At 67.7% G+C, this 24,857-nt stretch carries 30 protein-coding genes and 1 tRNA gene; 9 read left to right on the forward strand and 22 right to left on the reverse strand.

Annotated elements, in window-relative coordinates; genetic code table 11:
• Positions 1-9 precede the first annotated feature (9 nt).
• The 3 genes from IAI58_RS15390 to pdxH all read right to left on the reverse strand — a co-directional run bounded on the left by IAI58_RS15390 (position 10) and on the right by pdxH (position 3,753).
• On the reverse strand, positions 10-1,611 hold the full coding sequence (locus IAI58_RS15390) for an ABC transporter substrate-binding protein (protein WP_208775965.1): 1,602 nt from the start codon (positions 1,609-1,611) through the stop codon (positions 10-12).
• A gap of 82 nt (positions 1,612-1,693) precedes the next feature.
• A complete protein-coding gene (locus IAI58_RS15395; RefSeq protein ID WP_208775966.1) occupies positions 1,694-3,160 on the reverse strand; it encodes a bifunctional aminoglycoside phosphotransferase/ATP-binding protein in 1,467 nt (488 codons plus the stop codon).
• Positions 3,157-3,753 carry a pyridoxamine 5'-phosphate oxidase gene (pdxH, locus tag IAI58_RS15400; protein WP_207445804.1) on the reverse strand — a complete coding sequence of 199 codons (597 nt, stop codon included), beginning with the start codon at positions 3,751-3,753 and terminating at the stop codon, positions 3,157-3,159. Before pdxH ends, IAI58_RS15395 begins: the two co-directional genes overlap by 4 nt.
• Positions 3,754-3,906: 153 nt before the next feature.
• Here pdxH and fabI point away from each other — a divergent pair, with 153 nt between their 5' ends.
• From fabI to IAI58_RS15420, 4 genes are all read left to right on the forward strand, one after another.
• The gene (fabI, locus tag IAI58_RS15405) at positions 3,907-4,755 is read left to right on the forward strand and encodes an enoyl-ACP reductase FabI (RefSeq protein WP_207445805.1); all 849 of its coding nucleotides are present in this window, start codon (positions 3,907-3,909) and stop codon (positions 4,753-4,755) included.
• 99 nt (positions 4,756-4,854) lie between these two features.
• A complete protein-coding gene (locus IAI58_RS15410) occupies positions 4,855-5,043 on the forward strand; it encodes a hypothetical protein (RefSeq protein ID WP_207445806.1) in 189 nt (62 codons plus the stop codon).
• Between the two features lie 28 nt (positions 5,044-5,071).
• The gene (locus IAI58_RS15415) at positions 5,072-5,293 is read left to right on the forward strand and encodes a hypothetical protein (protein WP_207445807.1); all 222 of its coding nucleotides are present in this window, start codon (positions 5,072-5,074) and stop codon (positions 5,291-5,293) included.
• A gap of 11 nt (positions 5,294-5,304) precedes the next feature.
• The gene (locus tag IAI58_RS15420; protein WP_207445808.1) at positions 5,305-5,493 is read left to right on the forward strand and encodes a hypothetical protein; all 189 of its coding nucleotides are present in this window, start codon (positions 5,305-5,307) and stop codon (positions 5,491-5,493) included.
• A 58-nt stretch (positions 5,494-5,551) separates the two neighbouring features.
• Here the strand turns inward: IAI58_RS15420 and IAI58_RS15425 are convergent, their stop codons facing one another.
• The 4 genes from IAI58_RS15425 to IAI58_RS15440 form a co-directional block, all read right to left on the reverse strand.
• Positions 5,552-6,532, reverse strand: coding sequence for a lysozyme inhibitor LprI family protein (locus tag IAI58_RS15425; RefSeq protein ID WP_207445809.1), 981 nt, complete (start codon positions 6,530-6,532; stop codon positions 5,552-5,554).
• 70 nt (positions 6,533-6,602) lie between these two features.
• The gene (locus IAI58_RS15430) at positions 6,603-7,742 is read right to left on the reverse strand and encodes an FAD-dependent oxidoreductase (RefSeq protein WP_272874797.1); all 1,140 of its coding nucleotides are present in this window, start codon (positions 7,740-7,742) and stop codon (positions 6,603-6,605) included.
• Between the two features lie 42 nt (positions 7,743-7,784).
• Positions 7,785-8,621, reverse strand: coding sequence for an aldose epimerase family protein (locus IAI58_RS15435; protein ID WP_207445811.1), 837 nt, complete (start codon positions 8,619-8,621; stop codon positions 7,785-7,787).
• Positions 8,621-9,466 carry an NAD-dependent epimerase/dehydratase family protein gene (locus IAI58_RS15440; RefSeq protein WP_207445812.1) on the reverse strand — a complete coding sequence of 282 codons (846 nt, stop codon included), beginning with the start codon at positions 9,464-9,466 and terminating at the stop codon, positions 8,621-8,623. Before IAI58_RS15440 ends, IAI58_RS15435 begins: the two co-directional genes overlap by 1 nt.
• Positions 9,467-9,672: 206 nt before the next feature.
• On the opposite strand from IAI58_RS15440, the gene IAI58_RS15445 reads away from it, so the two are divergent.
• The 3 genes from IAI58_RS15445 to IAI58_RS15455 all read left to right on the forward strand — a co-directional run bounded on the left by IAI58_RS15445 (position 9,673) and on the right by IAI58_RS15455 (position 11,614).
• Entirely contained in the window at positions 9,673-11,031 is a 1,359-nt protein-coding gene (locus IAI58_RS15445; RefSeq protein ID WP_207445813.1) for an amidase, read from the forward strand.
• A gap of 69 nt (positions 11,032-11,100) precedes the next feature.
• Positions 11,101-11,177: transfer RNA gene (locus tag IAI58_RS15450), tRNA-Arg, on the forward strand.
• A 92-nt stretch (positions 11,178-11,269) separates the two neighbouring features.
• Positions 11,270-11,614 (forward strand): trypco2 family protein, encoded by a 345-nt coding sequence (locus tag IAI58_RS15455; protein ID WP_208775967.1) that lies wholly within the window; start codon positions 11,270-11,272, stop codon positions 11,612-11,614.
• On the opposite strand, the gene IAI58_RS15460 is transcribed toward IAI58_RS15455, so the two are convergent.
• The 15 genes from IAI58_RS15460 to IAI58_RS15530 form a co-directional block, all read right to left on the reverse strand.
• The gene (locus IAI58_RS15460; protein WP_208775968.1) at positions 11,611-13,224 is read right to left on the reverse strand and encodes a terminase large subunit; all 1,614 of its coding nucleotides are present in this window, start codon (positions 13,222-13,224) and stop codon (positions 11,611-11,613) included. The two genes, IAI58_RS15455 and IAI58_RS15460, sit on opposite strands and share 4 nt — an antisense overlap.
• The gene (locus IAI58_RS15465; protein ID WP_208775969.1) at positions 13,221-13,625 is read right to left on the reverse strand and encodes a phage terminase small subunit P27 family; all 405 of its coding nucleotides are present in this window, start codon (positions 13,623-13,625) and stop codon (positions 13,221-13,223) included. The genes IAI58_RS15460 and IAI58_RS15465 overlap by 4 nt, the downstream gene beginning before the upstream one ends.
• 9 nt (positions 13,626-13,634) lie before the next feature.
• Positions 13,635-14,066 carry an HNH endonuclease gene (locus IAI58_RS15470; RefSeq protein WP_208775970.1) on the reverse strand — a complete coding sequence of 144 codons (432 nt, stop codon included), beginning with the start codon at positions 14,064-14,066 and terminating at the stop codon, positions 13,635-13,637.
• Positions 14,067-14,068: 2 nt separating this feature from the next.
• Positions 14,069-14,461, reverse strand: a complete 393-nt coding sequence (locus IAI58_RS15475; RefSeq protein WP_208775971.1) for a hypothetical protein — start codon at positions 14,459-14,461, stop codon at positions 14,069-14,071.
• 13 nt (positions 14,462-14,474) lie between these two features.
• Entirely contained in the window at positions 14,475-15,659 is a 1,185-nt protein-coding gene (locus IAI58_RS15480; protein WP_208775972.1) for a phage major capsid protein, read from the reverse strand.
• On the reverse strand, positions 15,659-16,192 hold the full coding sequence (locus tag IAI58_RS15485; protein WP_208775973.1) for an HK97 family phage prohead protease: 534 nt from the start codon (positions 16,190-16,192) through the stop codon (positions 15,659-15,661). The genes IAI58_RS15480 and IAI58_RS15485 overlap by 1 nt, the downstream gene beginning before the upstream one ends.
• Positions 16,185-17,453: a phage portal protein gene (locus tag IAI58_RS15490; RefSeq protein WP_208775974.1), complete on the reverse strand. Its 1,269-nt coding sequence runs from the start codon at positions 17,451-17,453 to the stop codon at positions 16,185-16,187. Before IAI58_RS15490 ends, IAI58_RS15485 begins: the two co-directional genes overlap by 8 nt.
• Positions 17,454-18,021: 568 nt before the next feature.
• The gene (locus IAI58_RS15495) at positions 18,022-20,598 is read right to left on the reverse strand and encodes a DUF927 domain-containing protein (RefSeq protein WP_208775975.1); all 2,577 of its coding nucleotides are present in this window, start codon (positions 20,596-20,598) and stop codon (positions 18,022-18,024) included.
• Positions 20,599-20,612: 14 nt separating this feature from the next.
• Positions 20,613-20,936 carry a hypothetical protein gene (locus IAI58_RS15500; RefSeq protein WP_208775976.1) on the reverse strand — a complete coding sequence of 108 codons (324 nt, stop codon included), beginning with the start codon at positions 20,934-20,936 and terminating at the stop codon, positions 20,613-20,615.
• 157 nt (positions 20,937-21,093) lie between these two features.
• Positions 21,094-21,246 carry a hypothetical protein gene (locus tag IAI58_RS15505; protein WP_208775977.1) on the reverse strand — a complete coding sequence of 51 codons (153 nt, stop codon included), beginning with the start codon at positions 21,244-21,246 and terminating at the stop codon, positions 21,094-21,096.
• A complete protein-coding gene (locus tag IAI58_RS15510; protein ID WP_208775978.1) occupies positions 21,246-21,533 on the reverse strand; it encodes a hypothetical protein in 288 nt (95 codons plus the stop codon). The genes IAI58_RS15505 and IAI58_RS15510 overlap by 1 nt, the downstream gene beginning before the upstream one ends.
• A gap of 48 nt (positions 21,534-21,581) precedes the next feature.
• The gene (locus IAI58_RS15515; protein ID WP_208775979.1) at positions 21,582-22,277 is read right to left on the reverse strand and encodes a MerR family transcriptional regulator; all 696 of its coding nucleotides are present in this window, start codon (positions 22,275-22,277) and stop codon (positions 21,582-21,584) included.
• Positions 22,278-22,628: 351 nt separating this feature from the next.
• The gene (locus IAI58_RS15520; RefSeq protein WP_208775980.1) at positions 22,629-22,829 is read right to left on the reverse strand and encodes a hypothetical protein; all 201 of its coding nucleotides are present in this window, start codon (positions 22,827-22,829) and stop codon (positions 22,629-22,631) included.
• Positions 22,826-23,098 (reverse strand): hypothetical protein, encoded by a 273-nt coding sequence (locus IAI58_RS15525; RefSeq protein ID WP_208775981.1) that lies wholly within the window; start codon positions 23,096-23,098, stop codon positions 22,826-22,828. Before IAI58_RS15525 ends, IAI58_RS15520 begins: the two co-directional genes overlap by 4 nt.
• A 150-nt stretch (positions 23,099-23,248) precedes the next feature.
• A complete protein-coding gene (locus IAI58_RS15530; RefSeq protein WP_208775982.1) occupies positions 23,249-23,446 on the reverse strand; it encodes a hypothetical protein in 198 nt (65 codons plus the stop codon).
• Between the two features lie 501 nt (positions 23,447-23,947).
• Here IAI58_RS15530 and IAI58_RS15535 point away from each other — a divergent pair.
• Together IAI58_RS15535 and IAI58_RS15540 are read left to right on the forward strand one after the other, a co-directional pair.
• Entirely contained in the window at positions 23,948-24,157 is a 210-nt protein-coding gene (locus IAI58_RS15535) for a helix-turn-helix transcriptional regulator (RefSeq protein ID WP_208775983.1), read from the forward strand.
• Positions 24,158-24,394: 237 nt separating this feature from the next.
• A complete protein-coding gene (locus tag IAI58_RS15540) occupies positions 24,395-24,811 on the forward strand; it encodes a DUF2513 domain-containing protein (RefSeq protein ID WP_208775984.1) in 417 nt (138 codons plus the stop codon).
• Positions 24,812-24,857 lie beyond the last annotated feature (46 nt).

Raw genomic sequence — 24,857 nt, forward strand, 5'->3', positions numbered from 1 at the left:
AAAGAATACTCAGGCCTTGGTGATGTTCACGTAGGAATGCCGGTCGTTCATCGGCCCCATGTCGAAGCCCTTCACGTTGGCACGGGATACGGCGACCTCGATCTCCTGCAGCATGATGACGAAGGGCGAGGTCTTCTGGTGCTCCTTCTGGATGTCCAGATACATCTGCGCGCGCGTCTCCGCGTCCGTCTGCTTCTGGGCTTCCAGCGTCTTGGCCGAGAGCTCCGGAATCAGCCAGCTGGCGCGCCAGGCGAGGGTCTTGTTGCGGGCCTCGTCGCCATTCTCGGTATTGATGCTGAAGGCTTCGGCGTTGCTGTTGGGATCGAAGTAGTCCGACCCCCAGCGCACCATGGCGATGTCATGCGTGCGGGCACGGGTCTTGGTGATGACCGCACGCTGTTCGCCCGGCGACATCTTCAGGCGGATGCCGATCTCGGCGAGGTTGGCCTGCACCGCCTGGGCGATGTCGGAGGTCGGTGCGCCCGAGAAATAGTCAAAGGACAGTTCGAAGCCGTCGGCCAGGCCGGCCTTGGCCAGCAGCGCCTTGGCTTCCGCGACATTCTTCTGGAAGGGCGTATCGGTCAGCGCGCCGGGCAGGCCGGCGGGCAGGAAGGCCTGATGCACCGCATAGGTGGTGGGGACGATGTTCTTCTGGATGGCGGCATAGTCGATCGCCATCTTGATCGCCTGCCGAACCTCGGGCTTCGCCAGGTTCGGGTTCTTCTGGTTCAGGCTGAGATACATCAGGCTCGCCTTGCGGGCGTATTGCGCCGTGAAGTTCTTGTCCTTCTCCACGGAGGCGATCTGGTCGGCCACCAGGTTGCGGGCGATGTCGAAGTCGCCCTTCTGCAGGCCCAGCAGCTGCGCCGAGGGGTCGGCCACATGGCGCATGATGATGCGCTTCATCTTCGGTGGCTCGATCGCATGCGGGTTAGCGTCCAGCATGACGTTGTCGCTGGCCCGCCACTGGCGGACCATGAAGGAGCCGGAGCCGGCGGAGTTCTGCTTCAGCCAGGCATTGCCGAGGTCATCGCCCTTGGCATTGGCCATCACCACCGCCTTCTCCACCACGCTGCCCACCGCGGCGGAGAGGCAGTAGAGCAGGAAGGAGGCCGAGGTCGGCTCGGCCGTCTCCAGCACCAGGGTCCGGGCATCGGTGGCGCGGATGCGCTCGGCCACATTGTCCTTGGTGAAGCCGAACTGGTTGATGATGAAGGCCGGGGACTTGTTCAGGATGACAGCGCGGGAGAGCGAGAAGGCCGCGTCCTCTGCCGTGACCGGCTTGCCGGAGGCGAATTTCGGGCCTTCCTTCAGGGTGAAGGTGAAGGTCTTGTTGTCGTCGGAGACCTCCCACTTCTCGGCCAGTTCGCCGCTGATCTCGGAGGGCTTGGAGTTCGGCGTCGTCACCAGCTTCTGGTAGACATTCCCCGCGATCTCGGAGGCCGTGTATTCGAAGGCCTCATGCGGATCGAGCGAGATGATGTCGTCGATCTGCTTGGCGAAGACCAGCACACCCGGCGGAGTCTGCCCACGGGCCTGAGATGCAACCATGGCCCCAGGCAGGGCAACGGCGGCGCCAGTGGCCAGCAGCAGCGAACGGCGTGTCAGCATGAACAGAAAACCTCCTGCGGATTACGCAGGATATACCGAATATGGGTGCCTGCGCCAGCATAAGCCAAGCGTTAACCAGGGCTTAGTGGCCAAGCGCCTTCCGCGCGGCGGCGAGACAATCCTGGGTAGCATCGAGCGGCATCCACACCACCGCACCAGCTCCGGCTGCGGCCGCGCGCTTCAGCACCGCCACATCGGCATCGGAGGCATCGCCGATGCGGGCGGCCACACGGGCCTCCAGCACCTCCAGCGGCGCTTCCAGCCAGAAGCCGGCGAAGGGCACGCCGGCGCGCCGGGCTGCCTCCTCGATGCCCGCCCGCATGGCCGGGTCCAGGAAAGCGGCATCGGCGATGACGCTGTGGCCGGCCCGCGCCGCCGCCTCGGCCATGGCGAATAATTCGTCATGCACGGCCGCGCTCGCGGCGGCGCCATAGGCATCGGGCGGCAGGCGCTGCTCCGGCGCCGCGCCATGCTGCCGCTTGCGGATCTCGTCGCTCCGCAGGACCAGCGCGCCGGGGGCCGCGCCCAGCCCTGGCGCCAGGGCGCGGGCCAGGCGGGACTTGCCGCTGCCGGGCAGGCCGCCCACCGCCAGCATCCGTGCCGGCGGGCGGTGCAGATAGGAACGGGCCGCCTCCAGCCAGGGCTGGCCGGAACCATTCATGCGCTGCAGGCAATGCGCGCGGATCAGCGCCCGGACGGACATCCAGAACGGCAGGCCGGCCAGCAGCCCGATATCGGCGCCGCGCGCCAGATAACGGTTCAGCACACGGTTGGCTGCCCCCCGCCCCACCCGCTGGTCCAGGTCCGTCAGCAGGAAGGCCAGGTCATAGCCGATATCGATGGTGGCCAGGACCTCGTCGAATTCCAGCGCGTCGAAGGGCACCGGCTCGCCCCGCCACATCACCCAATTGCCGAGATGCAGGTCTCCATGGCAGCGGCGCACCTGCCCGGCGGCGGCACGGGCCGCCAGAGCGGGGGCCAGCCGGTCCAGTTCGGCCAGGGCGGCCCCGGCCCAGGCGTCCACCGCTGCGGCGGGCAGGCCCACGGCATGGGCGGCATCGCGGTTGCCCTCTACCACCCGGCGCATTTCCCCGGCCGCATCCCAGCCGCTGACCGGCGGCAGCGCCGCATGCAGCGCATGGAGCCGGTCCGCCAGCGCGTCCTGCAAGGGCGCGTCCAACCCGCCCCGTGCGGCCAGGCCATCGAGGAAGCCATCCGGCGGCAGCTCCGCCATCTCCAGCACCCATTCCTCTGGACTGCCCGCCCCGCCCAGGGCCAGCGCGCCGTCCGCGTCCCGCGTCAGCGGATGCACGGCACGGTAGAGGCCCGGGGCGGCAGGGGCATTCAGGGCCAGTTCCCGCCGGCAGAAACGCTCCCGCTCCGGCAGGGCGGTGAAGTCCAGGAAACCGAGATTCACTGCCTTCTTCAGCTTCAGGGCACGACCCCGGCCGACGAAGACGGCGGAGATATGGGTCTCGACCGGGCTGTCGTCGCCGGTCAGGCGGGCCAGCAGGGCTGCGGCTTCCGACTGGCCCGGCGGGATGCTCACGGGTAGAGCGTCTCCGACCGCCAGCCGCCATCGGGCTGGGCGTGGAAGACACGGCGGTCATGCAGGCGGAAGGGCATGTCCCGCCAGAACTCGATCCGCGCCGGCAGCACGCGGAAGCCGCCCCAGTTCGGCGGGCGGGGCACCTCGGCGCCGGGGAAGCGCGCCTCCACCTCCGCCACCGCTGCCTCCAGCTCCGCACGGCTGCCCAGCGGGCGGGACTGCCGCGAGGCCCAGGCGCCGATACGGGAGAGCCGCGGGCGGGTCGCGTAGTATTCGTCGGATTCCGCGGCACTCACCTGCTCGACCCGCCCCTCCACCCGCACGACGCGGCGCAGGCTCTTCCAGTGGAAGTTCAGCGCGGCCTGGGGATTGGCCAGAAGCTGCTCCCCCTTGCGGCTGTCATGATTGGTGAAGAAGACGAAACCCCGGGCGTCGAGCCCCTTCAGCAGCACCATACGCGCGCTGGGCATGGCATCTGGCGTGGTCGTGGCGAGGCACATGGCGTTGGGATCATTGGGTTCCGCGGCCTCGGCTTCCGCCAGCCAGGCGTTGAAGAGCGCATAGGGGTCGGAATCCGGTGTCGGCTCGGTCATGATCTCTCCCTCGCCCTGCTTCCTCTTGCCGGGGCGACAGGGGTGTGCCACCACGCCCTGACCCGTGCAATGTCCCGACCTGCCGGCCATCGGGGAACACCCTTGGCCGTCCCCCCAGTTATAACCATTCAACAGAACCGGTCCTGCCCGAACATGGAAGCTGCCGCCCAACCCAATCCCCCCGCTCCCCCGAAGGGCACGCTGATGGCCGGCAAGCGGGGTCTGATCATGGGCGTGGCGAATGACCGCTCCATCGCCTGGGGCATCGCCCGCGCCGTCGCCGCCCAGGGCGCGGAACTCGCCTTCACCTACCAGGGCGAGGCCCTGGAGAAGCGCGTGCGCCCGCTGGCCGAGAGCGTCGGCAGCGATCTCGTGCTGCCCTGCGACGTGACCGACGAAGCCAGCATCGACGCCGTCTTCGAGACGCTGGAGAAGCGCTGGGGCAAGCTGGACTTCCTGGTCCATGCCATCGGCTTCGCCGATAAGCAGTATCTGCGCGGCCGCTACATGGATACACCGCGCGCGGCCTTCCTGCAGGCGCTGGACATCTCCTGCTTCTCCTTCGTCGCCGTCTCCAGGCGCGCTTCCGCCCTGATGAGCGAGGGCGGCAGCCTGCTGACCCTGAGCTACCTGGGCGCCGAGCGCGTGACGCCGCACTATAACGTCATGGGCGTGGCCAAGGCGGCGCTGGAGGCCAGCGTGCGCTACATGGCGGTGGATGTGGGCGCGCGCGGCATTCGCGTGAACGCCATCTCCGCCGGCCCGATCAAGACCCTGGCGGCCAGCGGCATCGGCGACTTCCGCTACATCCTGAAGTGGAACCAGTACAACGCGCCGCTGAAGCGCAACACCACCATCGAGGATGTGGGCGGCTCGGCCCTCTACCTGCTCTCCGACCTCGCCGCCGGCGTCACCGGCGAGGTGCATCACGTGGATAGCGGCTATCACGTCGTCGGCATGAAGGCCGAGGATGCGCCCGACATCGTCGTCGGCCGGGACTGAGCCAGAACCGGCCCGGCGGCTTTTCCGGGCAACCCCTTCCCTCTCAAGCGGTTGAATCCCCAGTCGCGGCCCCAGGCCGCGCCGGAGAGAGGATGACCGATGACGCACGCGCATATGCCGCCCGTCCCGCCCGCGAACCGGCCGAAAGGCCCGGGCGGAGACCGGGAGTCGCCTAAGGACAAGGCGCAGCAGCAGGCCCGGCCGCAGAACAACATCCCGCAGAACCATGGCCGCAGCGCCGATATCCAGCAGAACACCACGCACCAGGGCTATCAGCAGGACCGCTGAGCCCGCATCGGGAGAGGAAGCCGGCTTCATGCCCGAACATCACCCCGACACCGAGCGTCATGGCGGACCGGGTAGCAGCCACCAGAACCGCCAGGACCCGGACAAGTCCTCGGCCACCGGCCATAAGGGCGGCGGCGATAACAGCGGTCCTACCCCTGGCTCGCCCACCAATACGCGCGACAGCCGCATCTCCGGCGGCGGCGGGGAGCGGGACCGCCACCACACGCATGACCCTGCGACCAAGTCCTGAGGGAAAAGCCCATGGACAAGACCAAGCAGCCCGAGGAGGCCGAACGCGACGCGGATGACACCGCCAGCGGCACGGTAGAGCATCCAATCCCCCCTGGGGAGCCGCAGCCGGGCGATATCAACGAGTTGGCCGGCACTCTCGGCGGGCCGATCGACGTCTTCCCTGGCCGGCCGCGCAAGCCGCTGCAACAGCAGGACTGACGAGGCGGAAACAGGCAAGGCAGGCCGGGGCGGCGTGTAGCGCTCCGGCCACGCCTGCTCATGGCACGCGCTGCACCTCCACCAAGGTGCGGCCGTCCTCGGCATAGAGGCGGTAGGAAAGCACGACCTCTCCTGCGCCGGTTTCAGCGTTGACCAGACATTGCGGCACCGGGGCCATGTAGGGCTTCAACCGCTCATACTCCGCCCGTAGCGCCGGGGTCGCGCCATAGGCTTCCAGGATGACATCGGTATAGGGACGGGGGTCGTGCATCCGGTGGATGCGGGTGCCTGCCGAAAGCTCTGGCGTGGCCTGGAAGGTATAGGAGACATCCTGCAACAGCGCCGCATCCCCGCAGTCCAGCGGCCCTTGCGGCGCGGCCGGAACCTTTGGCCGTGCAGGCGCTGACGGAGCGGCGGCGGGCGGGGGGGGCGAAATAACCGCCGGCACGGCCCCTCGTTCCGGCGCCATGGCCCTCAGACGGTTCAGGACCGCCGCCATGGCCTGGACATTGCGCGGGTTGTCGGTATTCGCCGCCTGGCATTCCTCCGAGCGGCGGATCAGCGCGCTGAAGTCGGGCCGGGTCCATTGCTCCAGCGGCAGGCCGAAAGGCGCGTCCCTCCTGCCCCAGCCCATCACCCGCAGGGCATCGCTACTGACGAGATGGCAGGCCATCCTGGCCACCCTCAGCGCGAGGGGTGCGCCCACATCCCCCGGCGGTGGCGTGACAGGTATTGGCGGCGGTTGTGGACGGGGGGCCGGGGTAGGCCCCGCCGTGAGCCGGGCGCGCAGATAGGCCTCCCGCTCCGCATAGGCGATGCGGAGGCAGTCCACCGCCATGGCCGGGGCGCACATGAGGTCTCGCCGCCGCAGCCAATCCTGCTGGGCTGTCAGGGCGGCACCATCCGGCAGAACGTGCCGCCATTGCGCCACCAGCCCGGCCAGGGCCTGATCGGCCGCGCGCAGGCCCGGATCGGCGCAGATGACGGCCTCCACCCGTGAGGAAGGGCGGGCGCAATCCGCCGCGGCGCCCTCAGGCACGGCCGCGCCGCCCCCCCCGGTGGCCGCCAGCCCCAGCAGCAGACCCAGAGGCAGAGAACTCGCCCGCACCCTAGGGCAGCAGGCCCGGTGGCGGCGGCGCCTCCCCGGCGGCCCAGGCTGGCAGGGCACCGGCCAGGGCAGGATCGCCGGCCGCGGCGGCCAGGGCCAGCCCGAGCACCGGGCCGAATTTGAAGCCATGGCCGGAAAATCCGCTCATGACCCAGGCGCGTGGCCCCAGCGGCTCCAGCAGGAAGCGCTCGGCGGGCTCGACATCGTAGTAGCAGGCGCGGGCGCCCAGCACCCGGTAGGCACCAGCATCGGCCAGGCGCGGGCGAGCCAGTGCGAGGATGGCATCGGCCTCGGCGGCGCTGGCCTCGCGCGGGTCCTCGGCATCGCCCTGGCGGCTGAAGCGGTGGTCGCCGATCTTCAGCGCCGTCCCGGCCACGGGCGGCACCGCGTAGAAGCCGCCGGCTTCCGACAGGTCCAGCAGCATCGGCCCCTGCGTCCAGGCGGCCCGGTGCTCCGGCGGCGGCTCCAGATAGACGACGATCTGGCGTGAGGGCGCCACCCGCGGCGCCAGTTCCGGCAGCAGGCGCGGTGCCCAGGGGCCGGCAGCCAGCACCAGCAGATCGGCCTGCCGTGCCTCGCCACACTCCAGCCGCAGGCTGGCGCGCGCAGGGTCCACCGCCACCGCCCTGCCACGCTCGATCCGCACGCCGCGCACCGCCAGATGCCGGGCCAGGGCGGCCACGATGCGCCCGGCCAGCAGCACGCCGCCGGGCTGCATGGCCAGGGCATCGGTGATGCCATCCGCCCGCAGCATGGGGTAGCGCGCGGCGATGGCGGCAGGGTCCAGGTCCTCGAAGGCATGGCCATCGGTGGCCAGGGCGGCGCGGCTCTGGCCGAGCCAGCCGCCCTGCGGCTCCGTGGCGCCACCGGCCAGGGCCAGCACGCCGGTCCTCACCTCCAGCCGCTCGCCCAGCTCATCCCAGAGCATGTCCCAGGCGCCATAGGCGGCATCGACCATCCGCATATAGCCGGCCTGGGCGCCGTAGGCATGGCGGATCAGCCGGTGCTCATCGACACTGGAGCCACGGGGATTCGGCACCGCATCCTGGTCGATGACAGTGACGGACCAACCCGCCCGGGAGAGGCCCCAGGCGGTGCAGAGGCCCATAATCCCGGCCCCGAGGACAAGCGCGTTTGGCATGGCGCGCAAGATGGACCGGCCGGCGGCGGCAGGGAAGCCGTCTCAGCCGATGATGGTGAGGCGGAGACGCCCTTCCAGCCTTTCCCCCGGCGCCAGCACCCGCATGGCGCCGAAGGGCGCCAGGGCCGGGCGGTTGATGACATCCGGCACATGGCTCACCGGCTCCAGGCAGACCACCGGATATTCCGCCGGTGCATAGAATTGCAGGTTGCCGGCCCAGTCACCCCCGGCCTCCATCACGACGGTCAGGTCGTCCCGGCGCAGTTCCGCCCGCCCGTTCCAGCCGGCGTAATGGCCATCGGTGCCAAGCCATTCGGACCCGCCATCCAGGCCCGCGCTGGGCTCGGCCCGCAGTGGCAGGCTGCGGTCATCCGTCACCATCCGGTGGGTAGCGGAAAAGCGCGGCGCGCTACCGGGCAGCCGGGCGAACCAGGGATGCCAGCCAATGCCCATCGGGCAGGCCTCCACCCCGGTATTCTCCAGTTGCAGCGCCAGGGAGAAACCTTCCTCCGCCAGCGCCAGTTCCAGCCGCACGGCATAGTCGAAGGGCTCGTGCCGCAGGCGCTGGGTCAGCAGGGCATGGCCGCCACCGGCGCGCTCCACCACCCAGGGCGCATTGCGGGAAAGGCCGTGCAGCGCATTGCCGGCCTCCGTCTCGTTGACCGGCAGCCGATACACCCGCTCCCCCACCGGGAAGCGGCCGCCGTCGATCCGGTTGGTCCAGGGCAGCATCCAGAAGGCGCCACCCTTGGTGCCGATCGGCGGCTGCCCGTCCAGCGGGCGCAGCACCGGCCGCCCGGCATGTTCCAGCGTGGCGAAAGCGGCGCCCTGCCCGGGCAACAGCGCCGCGCGCCAGTCGCCGCCCTGCAGCTCCAGCATCAATCCTCCAGCGTGAAGGCGTCGCGCGGGCTGAAGCCCTGGCGGCTGTAGCCGGCCGCGCAATAGCCGCCGCCCTGGTAGCGCTCGGTCACCGGGTTGCCGGAGGTGATGCCGCCCACCTTGTCCCGGAAGGCATCGGCGCTGTCCTGCGGCTCCCAGCCGATGCGGTCGCGATGGTCGCCGCCCCAGAAGCTGGCGGTATTCTTGCTGGCACCCCAGACCACGGCATGCCCGACCTTGGGCGCCGTCAGGAAGGCCGCGCAGAGCCGCGCCAGGTCGGCATAGGACAGCCAGGTGGAGAGCATCCGCGCATCCACCGGCTCGGGGAAGCTGCTGCCGATGCGGACATTCAGGTTCTCGATCCCGTGCTTGTCCCAGTAGAGGCGGCCCATCAGTTCGCCATAGGCCTTGGAGAGGCCGTAGAAGCTGTCCGGGCGGAACTCGCAATCGGCTTCCAGCTTCGCGGCATTGCCCTGCGGCCGCTCATGGAAGCCGATGCTGTGGTTGGAACTGGCGAAGAGCACCCGCGCCCCTTCCCGGCGCGCGGCCTCGTAGATGTGGTAGAGGCCACGGATATTCGGGCCTATGACCGTCTCGAACGAGAGGTCCGTGGAGGCGCCGCCGAAATGCAGGATGGCCTGGCAGCCTTCGGCCAGTTGCAGGATGGTGACGCCGTCGTTCAGGTCGGCCCTGGTGAAGCTGGCGCCTTCCGGCAACGGGTCCGGGAAGGGGGTGATGTCGGTCAGGCGCAGCACATGGCCCTGTGCCGCCAGTTCCCGCGCCAGCACGCGCCCGAGATTGCCGGAGGCACCGGTGAGCAGGACGGGCTTCGATTGCTTGGGCATCACTCTCGCATTCCTTGGCGTTCAAAACAGGGGCGCGCGTTCAAGACAGGGCCATGGCTGTGGGAGGCGCGGAGTCGCGCCGGCAGCCCGCCGAACCCCTAGCTTGCCCAGGGCGAGGATGCGGAACAAGAGCACCCGGGGTTGCGGTGTGCCCGCGCTGACCGCAGCATCACCCCCTTCCGCCAGCCATCCAGGATTGCTGCCCCATGCCTGATGCCCTCCCCTCCCTCGCCTCCGCCGCCGCGGATCTGGCGGCCGGCCGCACCACGGCAGTGGCGCTGACCGAGGCTGCCCTGGCGCGGATAGCCGACCCGGCCGGCGAAGGCGCGCGCGCTTTCGTGGCGGTGCAGGCGGAGCAGGCCCTGGCCAGCGCCCGCGCCATGGATGCGATGCGCGCGGCCGGCCGGGCGCCAAGCCCCTGGGCCGGCATCCCCATCTCCATCAAGGACCTGTTCGACCAGGAGGGCGTGCCGACGCTCGCGGGCTCCATCGCCCTGCGCGGCGCCCCCCCGGCCAAGGCCACCGCACCCGTGGTGGCACGGCTGCAGCGCGCGGGCTTCGTCGTGCTGGGGCGCACCAATATGGTGGAATTCGCCTTCAGCGGGCTGGGCGTGAACCCGCATTACGGCACCCCCCTCTCCCCCTATGACCGCGCCACCGGGCGGCTGCCGGGCGGCTCCTCCTCCGGCGCCGCCGTGGCGGTGGCCGATGGCATGGGCTTCGCCGGGCTGGGCTCGGATACCGGCGGGTCCTGCCGCGTGCCGGCGGCGATGTGCGGCATCGTCGGCTACAAGCCCACCGCGAAGCGGGTGCCGCTGGATGGGGTGCTGCCGCTCTCCTTCAGCCTCGACAGCATCGGGCCGCTGGCGAATACCGTGGGCTGCTGCGCCGTGCTGCATGAGCTGATGGCGGGCGCCGAGAGCGCCACCCCGCCCGCGCCGCGCCCGGTGGCCGGGATGCGCTTCGGCGTGCCGGAGGGCACCTTCCTGTTCGAGGGCCTGGAGCCCGCCGTGGCCGCCGCCTTCCAGCGTGCCCTGGACCGCCTCTCCGCCGCCGGGGCGCGGATCGAGCGCTTCTCGCTGCCGGAGCTGGCGGATATCCCCGTGGCCAATGCCACCGGCGGCTTCGCGGCGGCGGAATCCTATGCCTGGCACCGCCCCCTGCTGGAGCGGGCGGCGGATCAATACGACCCGCGCATCCTGGCGCGCATCCGGCGCGGCGCCAGCATGGGCGCGGCGGATTACATCGCCCTGCAGAAGGAGCGCGCGCGCATCATCGCCGCCACGGCGCCGCGCACCGCGCCCTTCGACGCCGTGCTCTGCCCCACCGCAGCGCTGACGCCGCCCGCCGTGGCGGAGGTCGAGGATGAAGCCGATTACAACCGCATCAACCTGATGCTGCTGCGGAACACGGCCGCCTTCAACTTCCTGGACCGCTGCAGCATCAGCCTGCCCTGCCATGCCCCTGGCGAGGCCCCGGTGGGCCTGATGCTGACGGGCGAACATGACGGGGATGCCGCCCTCGTTGCCGCCGCGGCGGCGGTGGAAAAGGCGCTGGCCGTATAGTTTTCACGGGAGATGCGGCCGGGGGGCTTCCCCCCCGCCGCATGACCCGCTAAAGGAGGGGCCTGGCGAGGACCCGTAGCTCAGCTGGATAGAGCGTTGCCCTCCGAAGGCAAAGGTCGTACGTTCGAATCGTATCGGGTCCGCCAATCTTTTCAGATGTTTAGTAGCCCATTGGCTGCCCGCTAATGACTTCCCGGAAGCGCTGCGGAAGCAGCTGCTCCCCTAGAGGTCGGAAGCCATGGATCTGAAAGAGTTCATCACAGAGACTATCGTGCAGATCCAGGAGGGTGTTCAGGACGCAATCGCACGCCGTTCGGGTGTTGCAGATGCGGCGGGCGCAATTAACCCTGTGTTTCTTACGCCGGACACCTACGCTTACGGCGACAAGCTCCGCCAGATGGTCGAGTTCGATGTGGCTATAACCGTTTCGGACAGGACGAGCGGCGAGGGAAAGGCAGGGCTTAAGGTCTGGAGCCTCGAAATTGGCGGGGGTGCTAGCAAAAGTGCTGAGCAAAGTACCGTCAGCAGAATCAAATTCAGTATTCCTGTAATCCCCCCGGTTCAGGAAATTCATAGGCGCTAGACGAACAGCAGCCCTTCCGGTCGCGCCCCTTCCACCTGATAGATCATCGGCCCCGACTGGTTGGCCAGAGCCCGGCCGATCGCCATCGCGACCGCGGCGGCCCCGTCGATCTTCCCCATGGCCTTGGCTTTGCTGAACTTGATGTTCCCGGCCGCATCCTGCTCCACCCGGACGTTGGCGAAGTTCCACCGCAGCACCGGGTCACGCCCGGCATGGAACTGGCGCCCCAGGATGGCCCGCTCGATCTCCTTGCAGGGCGCCGACATGGAGGCGAAGCCCTGGCCGAACTGCGCCACCGGAAGCTGATGCTCCTGGAGGCGCTGAAGGAAGTTCAGGGCGCCCCAGCGGTCCACCGCGATCTCCTGCACCGATAGCTCGCCGCACAGGTCCACCAGATCCCGCAGGATCTGATCCTGATCGATGCTGTTGCCCTCGGTGACCACTAGCCGGCCTGAAGCCTGGAACTCGGCATAGGGCTGGTTATCGGCCACGCGCCGGCGGAACTGCTCAGATGGGCAATACTGCCGCCCCCAGACCAGCCAGCCCCCTTCCCCATCCGAAGCCACAGCGTAGATGGCCGCCAGATCCGACACGCTGGCCAGGTCCACGCCGATATAGACCGGCTTCCCTGCCAAGTCGGACAGCTCCACCGGCTTGCTGTCGCCCTGGTCATAGACGGCCATGTCCACCCAGGTGACGGCGGCACTATCGCCCCAGATGTTCAGATAGAGCCGCTTGAACATCTCCCGTTGGCTGGGGATCTCAGCCGCCCGGCGGGCCGTCATGCGCATCTCGTCCAGGCTGCGGAAGCCAGCGGCCAGGGCGGGGTTCACCGCCTGCCAGACGGCCTCATCCTGCCAGTCGCAGTTGTGCGGCGCCTGATAGAGCACCGGGAGGAAGGTCTCGTCCTCCACCTCTCCGCGCTCGACCTTCAGGGCGTACTCGTACAGTTCCCAGGCCAGATCGCCGCGGCCATGGCCGGCCGTGGTGGTGACGACAGATAGCGGGCACAGCCGCTTGCCCATGGAGGAGATCAGAACCTCCCACAGCTCGCGCGTCGGCCAGGCATGCACCTCGTCGGCCAGCAGCATGGACACGCTTAGGCCGTGCTTGCTGTAGGCCTCATGGCTGATGGCCCGATAGGTGCTCTCAGACCGCGGGTGGCTGATCAGCTTGCGGCTGTCCACAATGCGCGTGGCGGCTGTCAGGTGCGGATCGGCACGGATCATGCGGGCGGCGCCGTTGTAGGCGATGCTGGCCTGTTCCCGATCGGCCGCGGCACTGATCACCTGGCCGGCAGCGTCACGCTCCGGCCCCATCAGGCCCAGAAGCGCCAGAGCGCTAGTCAGGGTTGTTTTGCCGGAGCCTCGCGGCAGCAACATGAAGACGGTGCGCACCTTCCGCAGGCCGGTCTCCGGATGCACGTCACCGAACACCTTGCGGATGATGCGGGCCTGCCACGGGTGCAAGGTGAAGGGCTGGCCGGCGAGCGGTCCCTCAGTGTGACGCAGCTTCTCCACGAAGCGCACAGCGCGCTCACCATGGCCCAGCGGGTCGGGGATCTCGCTTTCCAGGAAGCGAGACCCAGCGAGGCAGCCGGCGGGGATCAACCCAGCATTCCTTCCCAGGGATCAGCGGCCTGGGCTTCCGGCTGCTTGCCGCCATGGCGATGCGGGGTCAGCCCTAGCTCACTGGCCAGCAGGCGGGCTTCCCGCATGGCGGCAGACTGGATGCGAAAGGCAGGGTGCATGGTCGGCCCCTTCTCCGTCTGGATGAAGCGGCCGTCCTGCTGCATGGCTTCCTCGCACTCGCGGACGGTCCCGACAGCCACGCAGTAGCTTTCCAGGGATGCCTGCACGTCGCGAGACAGCAGGCCGCGCTGGTGAAGCTCGGGGGCGGCACGGCTCCACTCTGCACGGGCGTGCGTGGCCAGCCAGGACGGGGCTCCGGGACATCCGGAGGGGGCTACATCGCCAGTGACGACAGCCAGTTTCGGCTTCCTGCCCTTCATCTCAGAACCTCATTTCCCGGGAAATCCCAATTTCGGCGGCGTCGCGCGCGGTGCTGGGGGCGCGGTCTCCGAGGCTGAGGCCTTAGACTTTGCCCCCCTTATCCCCTTGGAGCGGTTGAACCGGGCCGTGACCGCACGGTGGCAGGGGGAGCACAGCGGGCGGACGTTGGAACGGACCAAGCGCAGTTCAGGCCGGAACCGCAGTGGCTGGATGTGGTCCACCTCAGTGGCGGGGGTGACGCGGCCTTCCTTGGTGCAGATGCGGCACAGGGGTTCCTCTGCCAGCACATGCTCCCGCAGCTTGCGCCAGTCCCGGTCGTAGCCACGGGAAGAAGCGCTCCCCGCAGCCTTGTCCCAGATCTTCTCGCACTCAGGGCAGCGCCGCCCGGTGAAGGCGGGATGGCCCGGCTTCGAACAATAGCGCGGCGCTGCCCAAGGCATGGTTAGAGCACCGGCGCGGCGGTGGGGTTACCACGCACCACATGCACGCCGACGATCGCGCCAGTGGTGGCGCTGGCCACAGTCAGCACAGGGCGGATGAACCGCTTGTTGCCGATGTAGCTGGCGCGCTGCACAGCGTTCTGCCCGGCAGCAGAGGACACAGCCGAGAAGCTGCCCGCCATGTCGATGGCGGCCACATCGGTCCAGCCCGTGCTGCCGTTGTCGCTCTCCTGTAGCTTGGGCGTGTGAGTGCCATCGGTCCAGGCGCCGAAGGTCACGAACACCGCAGCAGTGCCGAAGCCCAGCAGATCCACGGCATTGCCATTGGTGTTGGCGATACGGGCAGCCGGCGGCAGGGGAAGCACCGGGCTGAGGTTACGAGCAAGGTCCCGCATGGTCGTTCTCCTCTCAGGACGCTGCGATCTTGAGCTTGCGCAGGGCTTCGGACTTGGCCACGCCACCAGCCACGCGGCGGCGGCCATGGAAGCGCGTCATGCCGTTGGTCGCCTGGCTGTACGGGTCACGCAGGATGGACAGCGCAATGCGGTCGAAGATGCGATAGCCCTGGTTGAAGTCACCGAAGACGATCGGCGTGGCACCAGCGACAGGATCCGGCATGTCCGGCATCTCCACCACGGGGCGGCCCAGCAGGGTGGTGGCGGGCGCACCAGCCAAGCCAGCCGGCTGTAGCAGGTAGGTCCCGGCCGTGTCCTTCATCTTGCGAGCGGTGGCCAGCGTGTTGCTGTTCATCGCCCACACCGCATTAGCGCGGTAGGCAGCCGGGACGGAGCCATACAGGTCCATCAGGTTGTCGGCCGTGAAAGCGGAGGCGCTACCCGACACGCTGACAGGGATGGTCTGATCAGCCATGAAGCCCATCGGACGCAGCGCGCCGTCGCCATTGACGAAGGCGGCGCCTTCGGCCCGGCCGAACTCTTCCGCGAACTCGAAAGCCAGTTCAGCAGCGATATCCACGGCGGCGTCTTCCAGCAGCACGTTGGACACGTCCACCCAGCACGCGATCTCGCGCACCTCGAAGCGGTTCTGCCCGAACGTTACCGTGGTCTCAGGCCGCGGCTGGATCTCACCCACCCACTGCGCCGTCATGCCGCCGGTACGCTTCGGCAGCGTCACGGCACCCACGGAAACGTTGGTCACGCGGGCCACCGAGCGGACCGGCGAGAACGGCACCAGGTTGCGCTGAATGTCGGCAATGAACTGGTCCGGAGCCAGGTAGCCGCCGGCAGTGTCATCGGAGACGCGCAGGACGCGCACTTCAGGCGCACCAAGGGCTTCCCGGCCGCGGCGCAGGAAGGTGGCGAAGGCGCGGGTTTCCACTTCAGCACCCTGCCGCTGATCCTGCCCACCACCCGGACGGCGCAGCACCGTCTCGGTGCGGTCCAGACGGGAACGCAGTTCAGTCAGGGCGGTGTCGAGGCTGCCCAGGCGCTCGTCGGCGCTGGCAGTCAGGCCCTCAACGGCAGAACGGATCTCGGCCAGTTCATTGGCAGAGCCGTGCTCGTCACCCTCGGGCGCATCGCGAGTTTCCCAGCCGGTGCGCGGATTGACGCCCGGAGATGCAAAGTCGTGCATCACTTGTTCCTCAGCTTGCCAGCGCACTGGCGGATGAAAGCGGCAAGCCCGGCCGCCTCGGGCTGGAAGGGAGCAGAGCGAACGCTAGCCACACGCGCCGCGGACTGTGCCGGGCGAGAGACCAAGCTGATTTCGATAAGCTCCATCTCATGGACGATCCGGCCGCCCGCAGTGGGGGCAGCCCGAACCGTCTTGAAACCAATGGACAGACCGTCGATGGCCTGCGCCTTCAGCATGGCGTGCACATCGCGGCCGGCGGTGCTGTCCATCACCAGCGTGCCGGTGACATGCAGGCCCGTGGCGTCCTCGCGGATATCGCTCCACACGCCGACAGGGCGCGAAGGATCGTGCGCCCACAGCATCAGCGGACGAGTGCCGGAAGCCTGATGCGCAGCTAGCGACTTCGCAAAGGCCCCGCGCTGTACAACATCGCCATAGAGATCCCGCTTGCCCCACACGGCCGCATAGCCGCTGATGGTGCCGGTCTCTTCCGGCGCAAAGCGCGTCTCGACGCCAGCGGTTTTCTCAAGCATCGGTGTCGCCCCCCGCCGGCTTATCAACAGCGGCCGTATTCACGGGGCGGGTGTAGACCTCGCCGCCAGCGTATGGGCTACGGTTCTCCATGGCGCGGATCTCGTTCGGGTTGTAGATGCCGGCGGCCACCGCCTGGCTGTAGGACGTGAAGCGGGCGGACAGGTCGGCGCGGGCCAAGTCGTCCACCAGAAATTCGATGTAGAGACCGGCGCGGCGCTCCTCCGGCGTCAGCAGCGTCAGCCGCAGGGCATCCTGCCAGGCACGCAGGATCGGCAGCAGCGTGAAGGTCAGGAACTGGCGGCCCAGCTCTTCGGCATTGCTGTGCGTCACGCGGTCCAGGTCTGCCAGCAGGTGCAGGGGCACGCGCCAGACGCGGGCGATCTCCTGCAACTGGAACTTCCGCATCTCCAGGAACTGCGCATCCACAGAGGAAAGCTGCAGCGGGACGAACTTCAGGCCGCTCTCCAGGATGGCCGTCTTGCCGGCGTTCGATCCGCCCTGGTGCTGGCCGTTCCAACTGGCGCTGAGGGCGGCGCGCTGCTCAGCCGTCAGGAAGTTGGGCGTCTCCAGGATGCCAGCAGGACGTGCGCCACGACCGAACAGGCCGGCGCCGTGCTTCTCCAGCACCATCGACAGCGCGATAGCCTCACGCGCCAGCACAACTGGGCTGTCGCCCTTGTAAAGCCCAGCGCCAACGCCGCGGATATGCAGGATCTCAGTGCGGCCATAGGTGCGCTGATGGCCATTGGCATCAGTGACCGTGTAGCTGGGCTCCATGGTCACAGCGTCGGCTTCCACAGCCACGCGCTGGCTTTCCAGCGGGATCAGTTCCTCCACGCCTGCAGCGCCCCGCCCGATCCAGGCATAGGCGTTCCCATGCAGAGCAAGCTGGGTCTCCATGATCAGCCGAAACTCGCTGGCCGGCGTCCAGGGATTGGCCGCGTCGGACAGCAGCGCTTCCACCGGATGGTCGCTTGCGCGCTCGCGGCCACCATCGGCGTTCTGGCGGTACACATGGATGGGAAGCTGAGAGACGGTCTCGGCAAGCACCTTGACGGCACCAAACACGGCCGTGCTGCGCATCGCGGTTTCGGGGGAGACAGAGACACCCGCTGCCGTAGGGCCGCCGCTGCCCAGCAGCAGCGCGGTCCATGCGTCCTTCAGAGTGCCGGAAGCCGCCCGACTTTCGGGGGCGGAGAACAGGGCTTTGATGCTACCCAGCAGGGGAATGGTGCGCGCCATGTCTGGCAGCGCTACCACTTACAGCGCCACTCCGACGAGCGGATTGGATTGCTCTAAGTTATTGAATATAGCTTGGAAAAGCGCGGAACCGCGCGCCTGCGCGGTCCATCGCTAAGTTCTCCGCTCCACCACAGCATCGGGCGGCAGATGATGGGGCGGATGGCAAGTCCAGCAACTCCAGCCGGATGGGTTTACTGCCTCTCGCCACCACCGTCCGCCGGCCTGCTCATGCCGGCCGCAACAGCCGCACCATGATCCGCGGGTCGGCACCGCAGAGGCATTGGCCCAGGACGTTGGGCGCTGAAGCCCGGCTGCCAGGTAGCCGCTGACTAGCCGGCGGTGCTCCTGAACCGGCAGGCGGGCAGAGGGCTCGGCCTGGATGGCCTCGCGCTCCGCCGCTTCCTCTTCTTGCACAGACACGCTGTTTTCAGGTGGCACAGGTGGCACAGGTGGCACACCCTCCGAAAAGTGGCGATTTTCTGCGGGTTTCGGCTCGATGGGGGCTGTGCCACCTCCCATCAGGGCAGGTGGCACAGGTGGCACAGCACGCCCGATCGACACGGCAAGGCTGGCAAACCGGCTGAAATCAGGCATCGCCCAGGATTCCGGAGGTCAGGTGATAGTGCCGCACCGGATGGGTGGAGCCCGGCAGCCGGGCCCGATCCTGCAACTTGCCATCGCTGGCCGGGATCAGCAGCCCCTTGGCCTTCAGCGTCTGCGCCACAGAAGTAGCGTCCATGCCGGCGCAAACTTCAGCCTTCCAGGTCTCAGGCAGGATCAGGTACTCCACGCCGCCCTGAGCATCCTTCCGCCGGTAGCCGGCCCGGTTGATGATCCGCTCATCCTGCGCGCTGACCAGCTTGCCCTCTTCTTCCCACATGCGCTCGAAGCGAGACGCGCCATGGAGTTCAATGAACCGGCGCACTGCGGCAATAGCATCCCGCGCTTCGCTGCTCTCGATGCCGCCGCGCACGTCCAGCCAGGCGGCCAGGCACTTCGCCGCCGCCTTAGTCGCCTCGCCCGGCTGCCACGGCAGCACACCGAAGGCGGTAGCCATCTCGCCGGCAGCAGCAGCCAGCGCGAACCGGCCAGCCACACGCTCAATCTGGCCGTCAGCACCCTTTGGGCAGTGCTCCGCAAGGAACTCGCCGCGGAACTGTGCCACCGCCTGCGCCGCCGCCTCAGGGGCAGCAGCCAAGGCTTCCAGGAAGCTGCGGGCCGCATGGCCGTAGTGCTCGGTTGCCGCCGCCTTAAGGTGACGGGCGAAGGCCTCGGCGCTGACGAAGCCGTGCAGGTTCTCAAACAAGCCCAGGCGGGCGCCAGCGTCGGCCGGGATATCTACAACGCGCACCTGCTGACCAGCCGCAGCCCGCCGCCCCTTGCCGTCCTCTGCCAGCTTGTCGGCAATGCTGATCTCGCCGCTGGACAGGAACAGCGACCGCCACTCAGCCGCCGCCCTGCCCTCGCCGCTCCGCCCAGCACGGACCTTCCCCGAACCGTTGGCGATCATGTAGGCCGCCGCACCGGCCGCCGCCGGCGCAATCTGCGACAACTCGTCGAGGCACAGCAGCGCATCGGAATGCCCGGCAGCCACAGCCTCCAGGCCGTTATCGGTGGCCCGCCACTGCTTCACGTAGCCCTTCAGCCCGCCGCCGCCCCAGGCGGATCCAGCCACCACCAGCGCAGTGGACTTGCCGGTGCTGGACGCACCACGCAGATGGAAGCCGCCGCTCTCGGCGCCCGTCAGTTGCAGCAGGGGCGCGGCAAAGGCGGCCGAGATCGCTAGGCCCAGGCGGGAATTGCCGGCGGCATAGCGTGCCACCTCCTGCTGCCAGCCCTCCAGCGTGCCGCCCACCCGGAAGGCGTGGTCCAGCGCGCCCGCAGTCTGCAGGATCACAGTCTCCCCGTCCTTGGCGCCGATCGCACCATCCGGCAGCACGAAGGACTTGCCGTGCCACCCGATGCGGCTGACGCAGCGCGCCTTATGCTTCGGGCGGGCGGTGCTGATGTATTCGTGCAGGGCTTCCCGGGCGAAACGGCCAGGGGCGATCTCCAGCCCCATGGACAGCAGCCGCTCGCGGTATGCCGTGCCATCGCCAGCCAGCATCGCCATGGGCATGGCCCATTCCTTCGGCGTCTTGTCGCGATCCACCACCACCAGCAGGCGGCCCCACTCGCCGCCCTGGCTGTCACGGGTCTCGGCGGACACCTCTAGGTGCGAACAGAACCACTTCCATTCCGTGGTGGTCTCGCCTGTCTCCTTGTCGGTGCGCTCCACCTTCTTCTCGACGCCATTGGCCACCAGGCGGAAGGGCCATTCCCGGCGCTTCTCAGCCGCCGCCAGTTTGGCGCCGGCTGCGCCTTTCACCGCTTCCTCGATCTCCTCGCGGGCCTCAGCGTTCAGGTAGGGCGGCAGGAATGCCGGATCACTCCGCAGCTCGGCCACGCGCTCGGCGGTCCAGCCTTCGGCCTGCGCGTCGGCAATGTCCCAGCCCTGCGGGATCTCACCCTCACGCAGCACCTTCTGTCCGTCCTGCCAGGTCCAGGCGGCCAGCCGATCGGGGTGCAGGTGCAGGATGCGGGGCGCGCCTTCCGGCTCACCCATGCCGGCCTCCACCAGCAGGTCATGCACCTTGTCGCCAAAGTCCTGCCCGGCTTGGTCGTGGTCGGTGGCAATCACCACCGTGCGCCTGGCCAGCACGCTCCAGTCTGTCTTGTGGGGCGACTTGGCGCCGTGCATCGGCGTGGTGGCCACCATCTCCGGGAACAGCAGCGCGGCGGCATCCGCCGACTTCTCGCCCTCGGCCACGATCACCCAGGCCGCAGGCTTCTGCAGGATCTCCGGCAGGCGGTAGAGCGGGCGAGGATTGGGAATGCCCTTAGAGCGCCAGCCGCGCTTGCCATTGCCGAGATCGCAGAACGTGATGGGCAGCACGTCCTTATCGGGCGTGCCGTCCTCAGCCGTAAAGTCGAAGCGCGCGGCGAAACCGACTAGCGCACCATCAGCCGAATGGTAGGGCCAGACCTTGCTGGGGCTGCCATAGCGCGGATGCTGGAACGTCATTGGCGGCGCATCGGCCGGCACCGGGATGATCGGCGTCTTGTCTCTTCTCGGCGTCGCTCCGGCAGCCGCCACTTCCTGCGGCGTCAGGGGTTCGAACATTCCATCTGCCACTGTCATTCAATCCCCAGCATGCGCGCGAGACCACGCGCGGCATCGGCTTGGTTGGTGCTGGCCAGAAAAGCGGCCAGCGAGATCGGGTCGCCGCCCTTGTCGCCTGTTGCGAAGTCACCCCATGCGCCGGTGCGCATGTTGACGGAGAAGCTGCCAGCATTGCGGTCAGCCCGGCGCGGATTGCGCGCCACCCACTCATGGCCGCGGCGATGCCCATCCGGCAGCCAGCGCCCCAGCAGAGCCGGCAGCGAGGAACGCGCCGCGGCGTTAATGGCGGCGAAGTCGAGGCGCTGCGGTGATGAGACCGCGAAGGTGATCTTACCCATGCCAATCTCCCATCTCGCGATGGCAGCAAAGGGCTTGGCAGCAGCAACAACATTGGCTACACGGCGAATGTCCAGTCCGCCTTCGCAGCCTAGTGCTGCCGCCTTCCCTCCCCTGCCTATCCTTCTGTCAGGTGTTCCGCCTCGGCGCTTCCCGGCGCTAGGCGATGAGGGTCTGCATCGAGATATCCTCCAGCGTCGTCGGTGGCTCGGCAGGCATATGCCAGGCCGGGATCTCTTCATCGGACCAGCGCCGGCGGAACTGGCGGTTGCACTCAGGGTCCGACTGCATGGCGTATCGGGCAGCGTCCATTATGCCACCTCGCTGGTGCTGCTACGGGGAACGCCCAACTTGCGGATCGCCCAATCATCCAGGCCGTTCTCGCCGTCCTTCGGATAGACGGGCGTGCGGTTGATCTTCTGGAACACGGGGCCGCCGCCGATGGTCGCCCACTTCGACAGCGTGGCCGGCGCCACCTCGATGCCGTGAATGAGCTTCAGGTATTCGGCCGCTTCCCAGCGCCGCAGGCGCGGCTTGCGCAGAGCAGGTGGCAGGCAAAGCTCGGGCGTGCGCGCCTCTGGGCGCGTTTCGGTGGTCATCTCGATTGTCCTTTGATCAGGTCAGGATGGGTGGAGGAAGAACGTCCATCAGGACGTGTCGGCCTCGATCTCAACGTGGACCAGCGCTCGCTCAGCGCGATGGATCATGGCTGAGGCAAGCCCACTTAGATCCAGGACCACAACCGGCCCGGCAACCCGATCATCTGTGGAAGACATGGACTTGAAGGCCTCGTCTAGGCTTTCGTGCCAGTACTCCCGGCCATCAGCCCACCAGATGAAATACTTACCGGGGATAGCCAGCGGAATTCCGCGATCCTTGAGAACCTTCCTGCGAAGCCAGTTCGCCTGTTCGCCCCAGCTTGGACCGTTGCTGGCGTCCAGTGCGGCGATCAGATTTTCCGGCTTAGGGTCAGCCTCGTACTGCGCCATGGCTTCCTTCCCGCGCCGCAGGTTCTCAACGATGACCTTGAAGACGCTGGGCTGCCATTCCAAGGTGCGTTCATGATCACCCTCGTAGGCATCACCCCAGGCAAGGGCATGCCACGCAATACCGGTGGCGCAAGTGCCCGCGACTTCCTTAACTGCCTGTGGGCCAATGCCTCGGTCCGCCATCAGCTTGAGAACCCACATCTCAGCCATCGAGAATAAATCGAAGCGTGCATGTCCCTCATTGCTCGGGAGGAAACCACGACGGCGCCAATCCCGCTGCTGAGCGGTACTGACGCCGGTGATGCGTTCAGCCTCACCAGGAGTGAAGCTCGTAAGGGTCAGAACAGCATTCATGCGTGGTATATGCCACGATTTAGGAAACCGTGGCAAGCGCCACGTTTTCCCTCGCGGCTCATTGGTTCGCCCGAGTTCGCTCGGCTTTGCTCAGGTTAAGCTTGGCCTAGATCCCGCCTCACCCCCTCCAGCAGCCACCGGGCCAGCCGGAGCCGGGCCTGAAGCCACCAGCCCTTTAACTCCAAGCGGAGGCGGGTCATGCGTGAACCTCGCGCGCTGCTGCCCATACCTTCTGCATGGCGACGTTGGCGTCTTGGTGAAGCCTCTTCTGCGCATTCAGCAGGTAGTGTATGGTGCCGCTCCTCTGGCTACCTGGGATCTCGTCTAGCGCTAGGAGAAGCGGGTACTCGCTCATGCCGCGGCGCTCTGAGCAGCCTGCCAGCGCCGGCGGGTGGCCTGCCAGGCGAGGTAGCGATCCAGGCCCTCCAGCGTGCGCAGGGTGCCGGCTGGCAGGTTCTCCAGCCGCTCCAGCTCGGCCACTAGGCAGGCGCATTGCCAGCGCTTCCAGACGTACTTCAGGCGGAGCCAGAGGAGGCGGGGGCGCCGGGTCATGCCGCACCTCCGGCATGTGCCAGGATGTCGCGGGCAAGCGACCGCATGACGTGGTCCTGGTCGCTCAACGGCTGGCCTTTCAGATTCTCCTGAACGCGCGCGAGAGCCACCTGCGCCTTGAGGCGCATGCCCTCGGCCGTACGCGCCGGCAGTTCCAGCAACTTGGCCAGGACGGCATGAAGGTCCGGCACGCGCGCTCGCTGGGCCTGGAAGAGGCGTTCTTCCTCGTCCTTGTCCCCGGCATCCGCGGCCTCGAACATCTCTTCCATCAGGGCGTTGGTCTCGCTCTCGATGGCGAGAAAGCGCCGGCAGAGGGCGATCAGTCGGCATCGGAGAGATGGCCGCGGCGCTGGCGGACAGGGCAGGCGCAGCCACGACGGGCAGGACGATGGACATGGCGGATCTTCTCGACAGACGAGTCATGCCCTGATCGCCTCCAGGATGGACGTGGCCAGGCACGCGATCATCAGCACGCCATTGTGCAGGCCGATTTCGGTAAGCCCGGTCCGCTCGTCACAGAGCGCGCGCGCGACCATGTTGATGGAAGGAAGCCGTTCTTCGAGCGGGATAGTGGCCACCAGGGCGGCCGTCTCCTCCTGGGTGCGGAGCCTCTCCATCACAGCAACACCCCCGCGACCCAGACGCCGCCGGAGAAGAACCCGAGAGCGAAGAGGAAGCTGAAAGCGGCCCGCTCGCCGCAGGTGGGGGCGGGGATGCTGTCAGGCTTCGGGAACCCGCCCGGCAGCGCAGGGGCGCCAGGGCAAGGGCCGCCGCGCCAGGCGAGCGGCTTCGGCGGTGCGAAGGCAGAGAGCGGAGGCAGCGAGCCGGTGGCCACATAGGCCAGGCAAACCTGAAGCTGCGTCGGCTGAACAGAGGCAGCCGGTCTTCTTCTAAAAGTGGGCGCAGTTGAGCTATAGGCGCAGGTAGCCACGGCAGTTCTCCACCGAACGGTTGTGGTCAGGCCGGGCTTGGAGGTGGTGCTCCTTGCTCGGCCGTTTTCAGTTGGAGTGGTGTCCAACCTCAATTATTATGATTGGCATAATCCGTAACGTCAATCAGAAAGATTGAACTTGGCCTCACTCACGATATCTGCCGCTCAATGTCGCGGTGCTCGGGCTATGCTCGGCTGGAATCAGGCTCAGTTGGCTGAGGCTGCCCAGGTAGCTCGCCAGACGGTGGTGGACTTCGAGCGAGGAGCCCGAACCCCCTATCCGAACAATCTCACCGCCATCCGCGCGGCCCTCGAAGCCGCCGGTGTGGAGTTCATTCCGGAGAATGGCGGGGGCGCGGGGGTAAGGTTGAGGAAGGCCAGCGAGAGCGAGCACTGACATGCCTCCCAGGTCGGAAAGGCAGCCGCCTGCCATCGGGTCGATATGGGCGCCGGCCGTTGGTGGATCTCCACAGCGCGTGGTGGTGCGGCTGGGCTTCAACAGCTCCAACACGCCCCTTGTGTTGTTCCGCCGCGGGGAGGAGACGGATGTTCGCTCGTGCACATTGACTGCGTGGCACCGTTGGGTGACGGACAACAAGGCGGTTGTTCTGCCAGGGTAAGGGAAACAGCCAAAGTGAAGATCGACCAGGATTACCTGAAACATCTACTGGATGCCTTCGAGAGCGCCCCTGGACCGGTCACAGACATTCAGCAGCTCCAGGCGTCTGGCCTCGACTATCGAACCGACGCCTTTATCTTCCATGCTGAGATTTTAGCTGATCAAGGCTTCCTCACCCGAGACGACAGGAAGGCCGGTATCGGACTACAGCGCGGAGCGGACGGGTCGATTCAATGGTCGGTCTTACCTCTCCGCCTCACAGCTGCGGGCCACGAGTTCGCCGAAAACCTCCGCAACAAGGAGGTTTGGACCACTATCAAGACCAGTTTCAGGGATGCCAGCATCAGCACACTTGCGAGCGTGGCGAAGCAATTGGCCGAAGGGTACGCAAAGCAGAAGATGGAGCGGCTTCTGGGCCTGGGAAGCTCATAACAAAGCCCGCCGCGGCAGGGCCGGGCGGGCTGGTAACTGCTTCTCC

It is taken from the genome of Roseomonas marmotae (assembly GCF_017654485.1).
Taxonomy (GTDB): Bacteria; Pseudomonadota; Alphaproteobacteria; order Acetobacterales; family Acetobacteraceae; genus Pseudoroseomonas; species Pseudoroseomonas marmotae.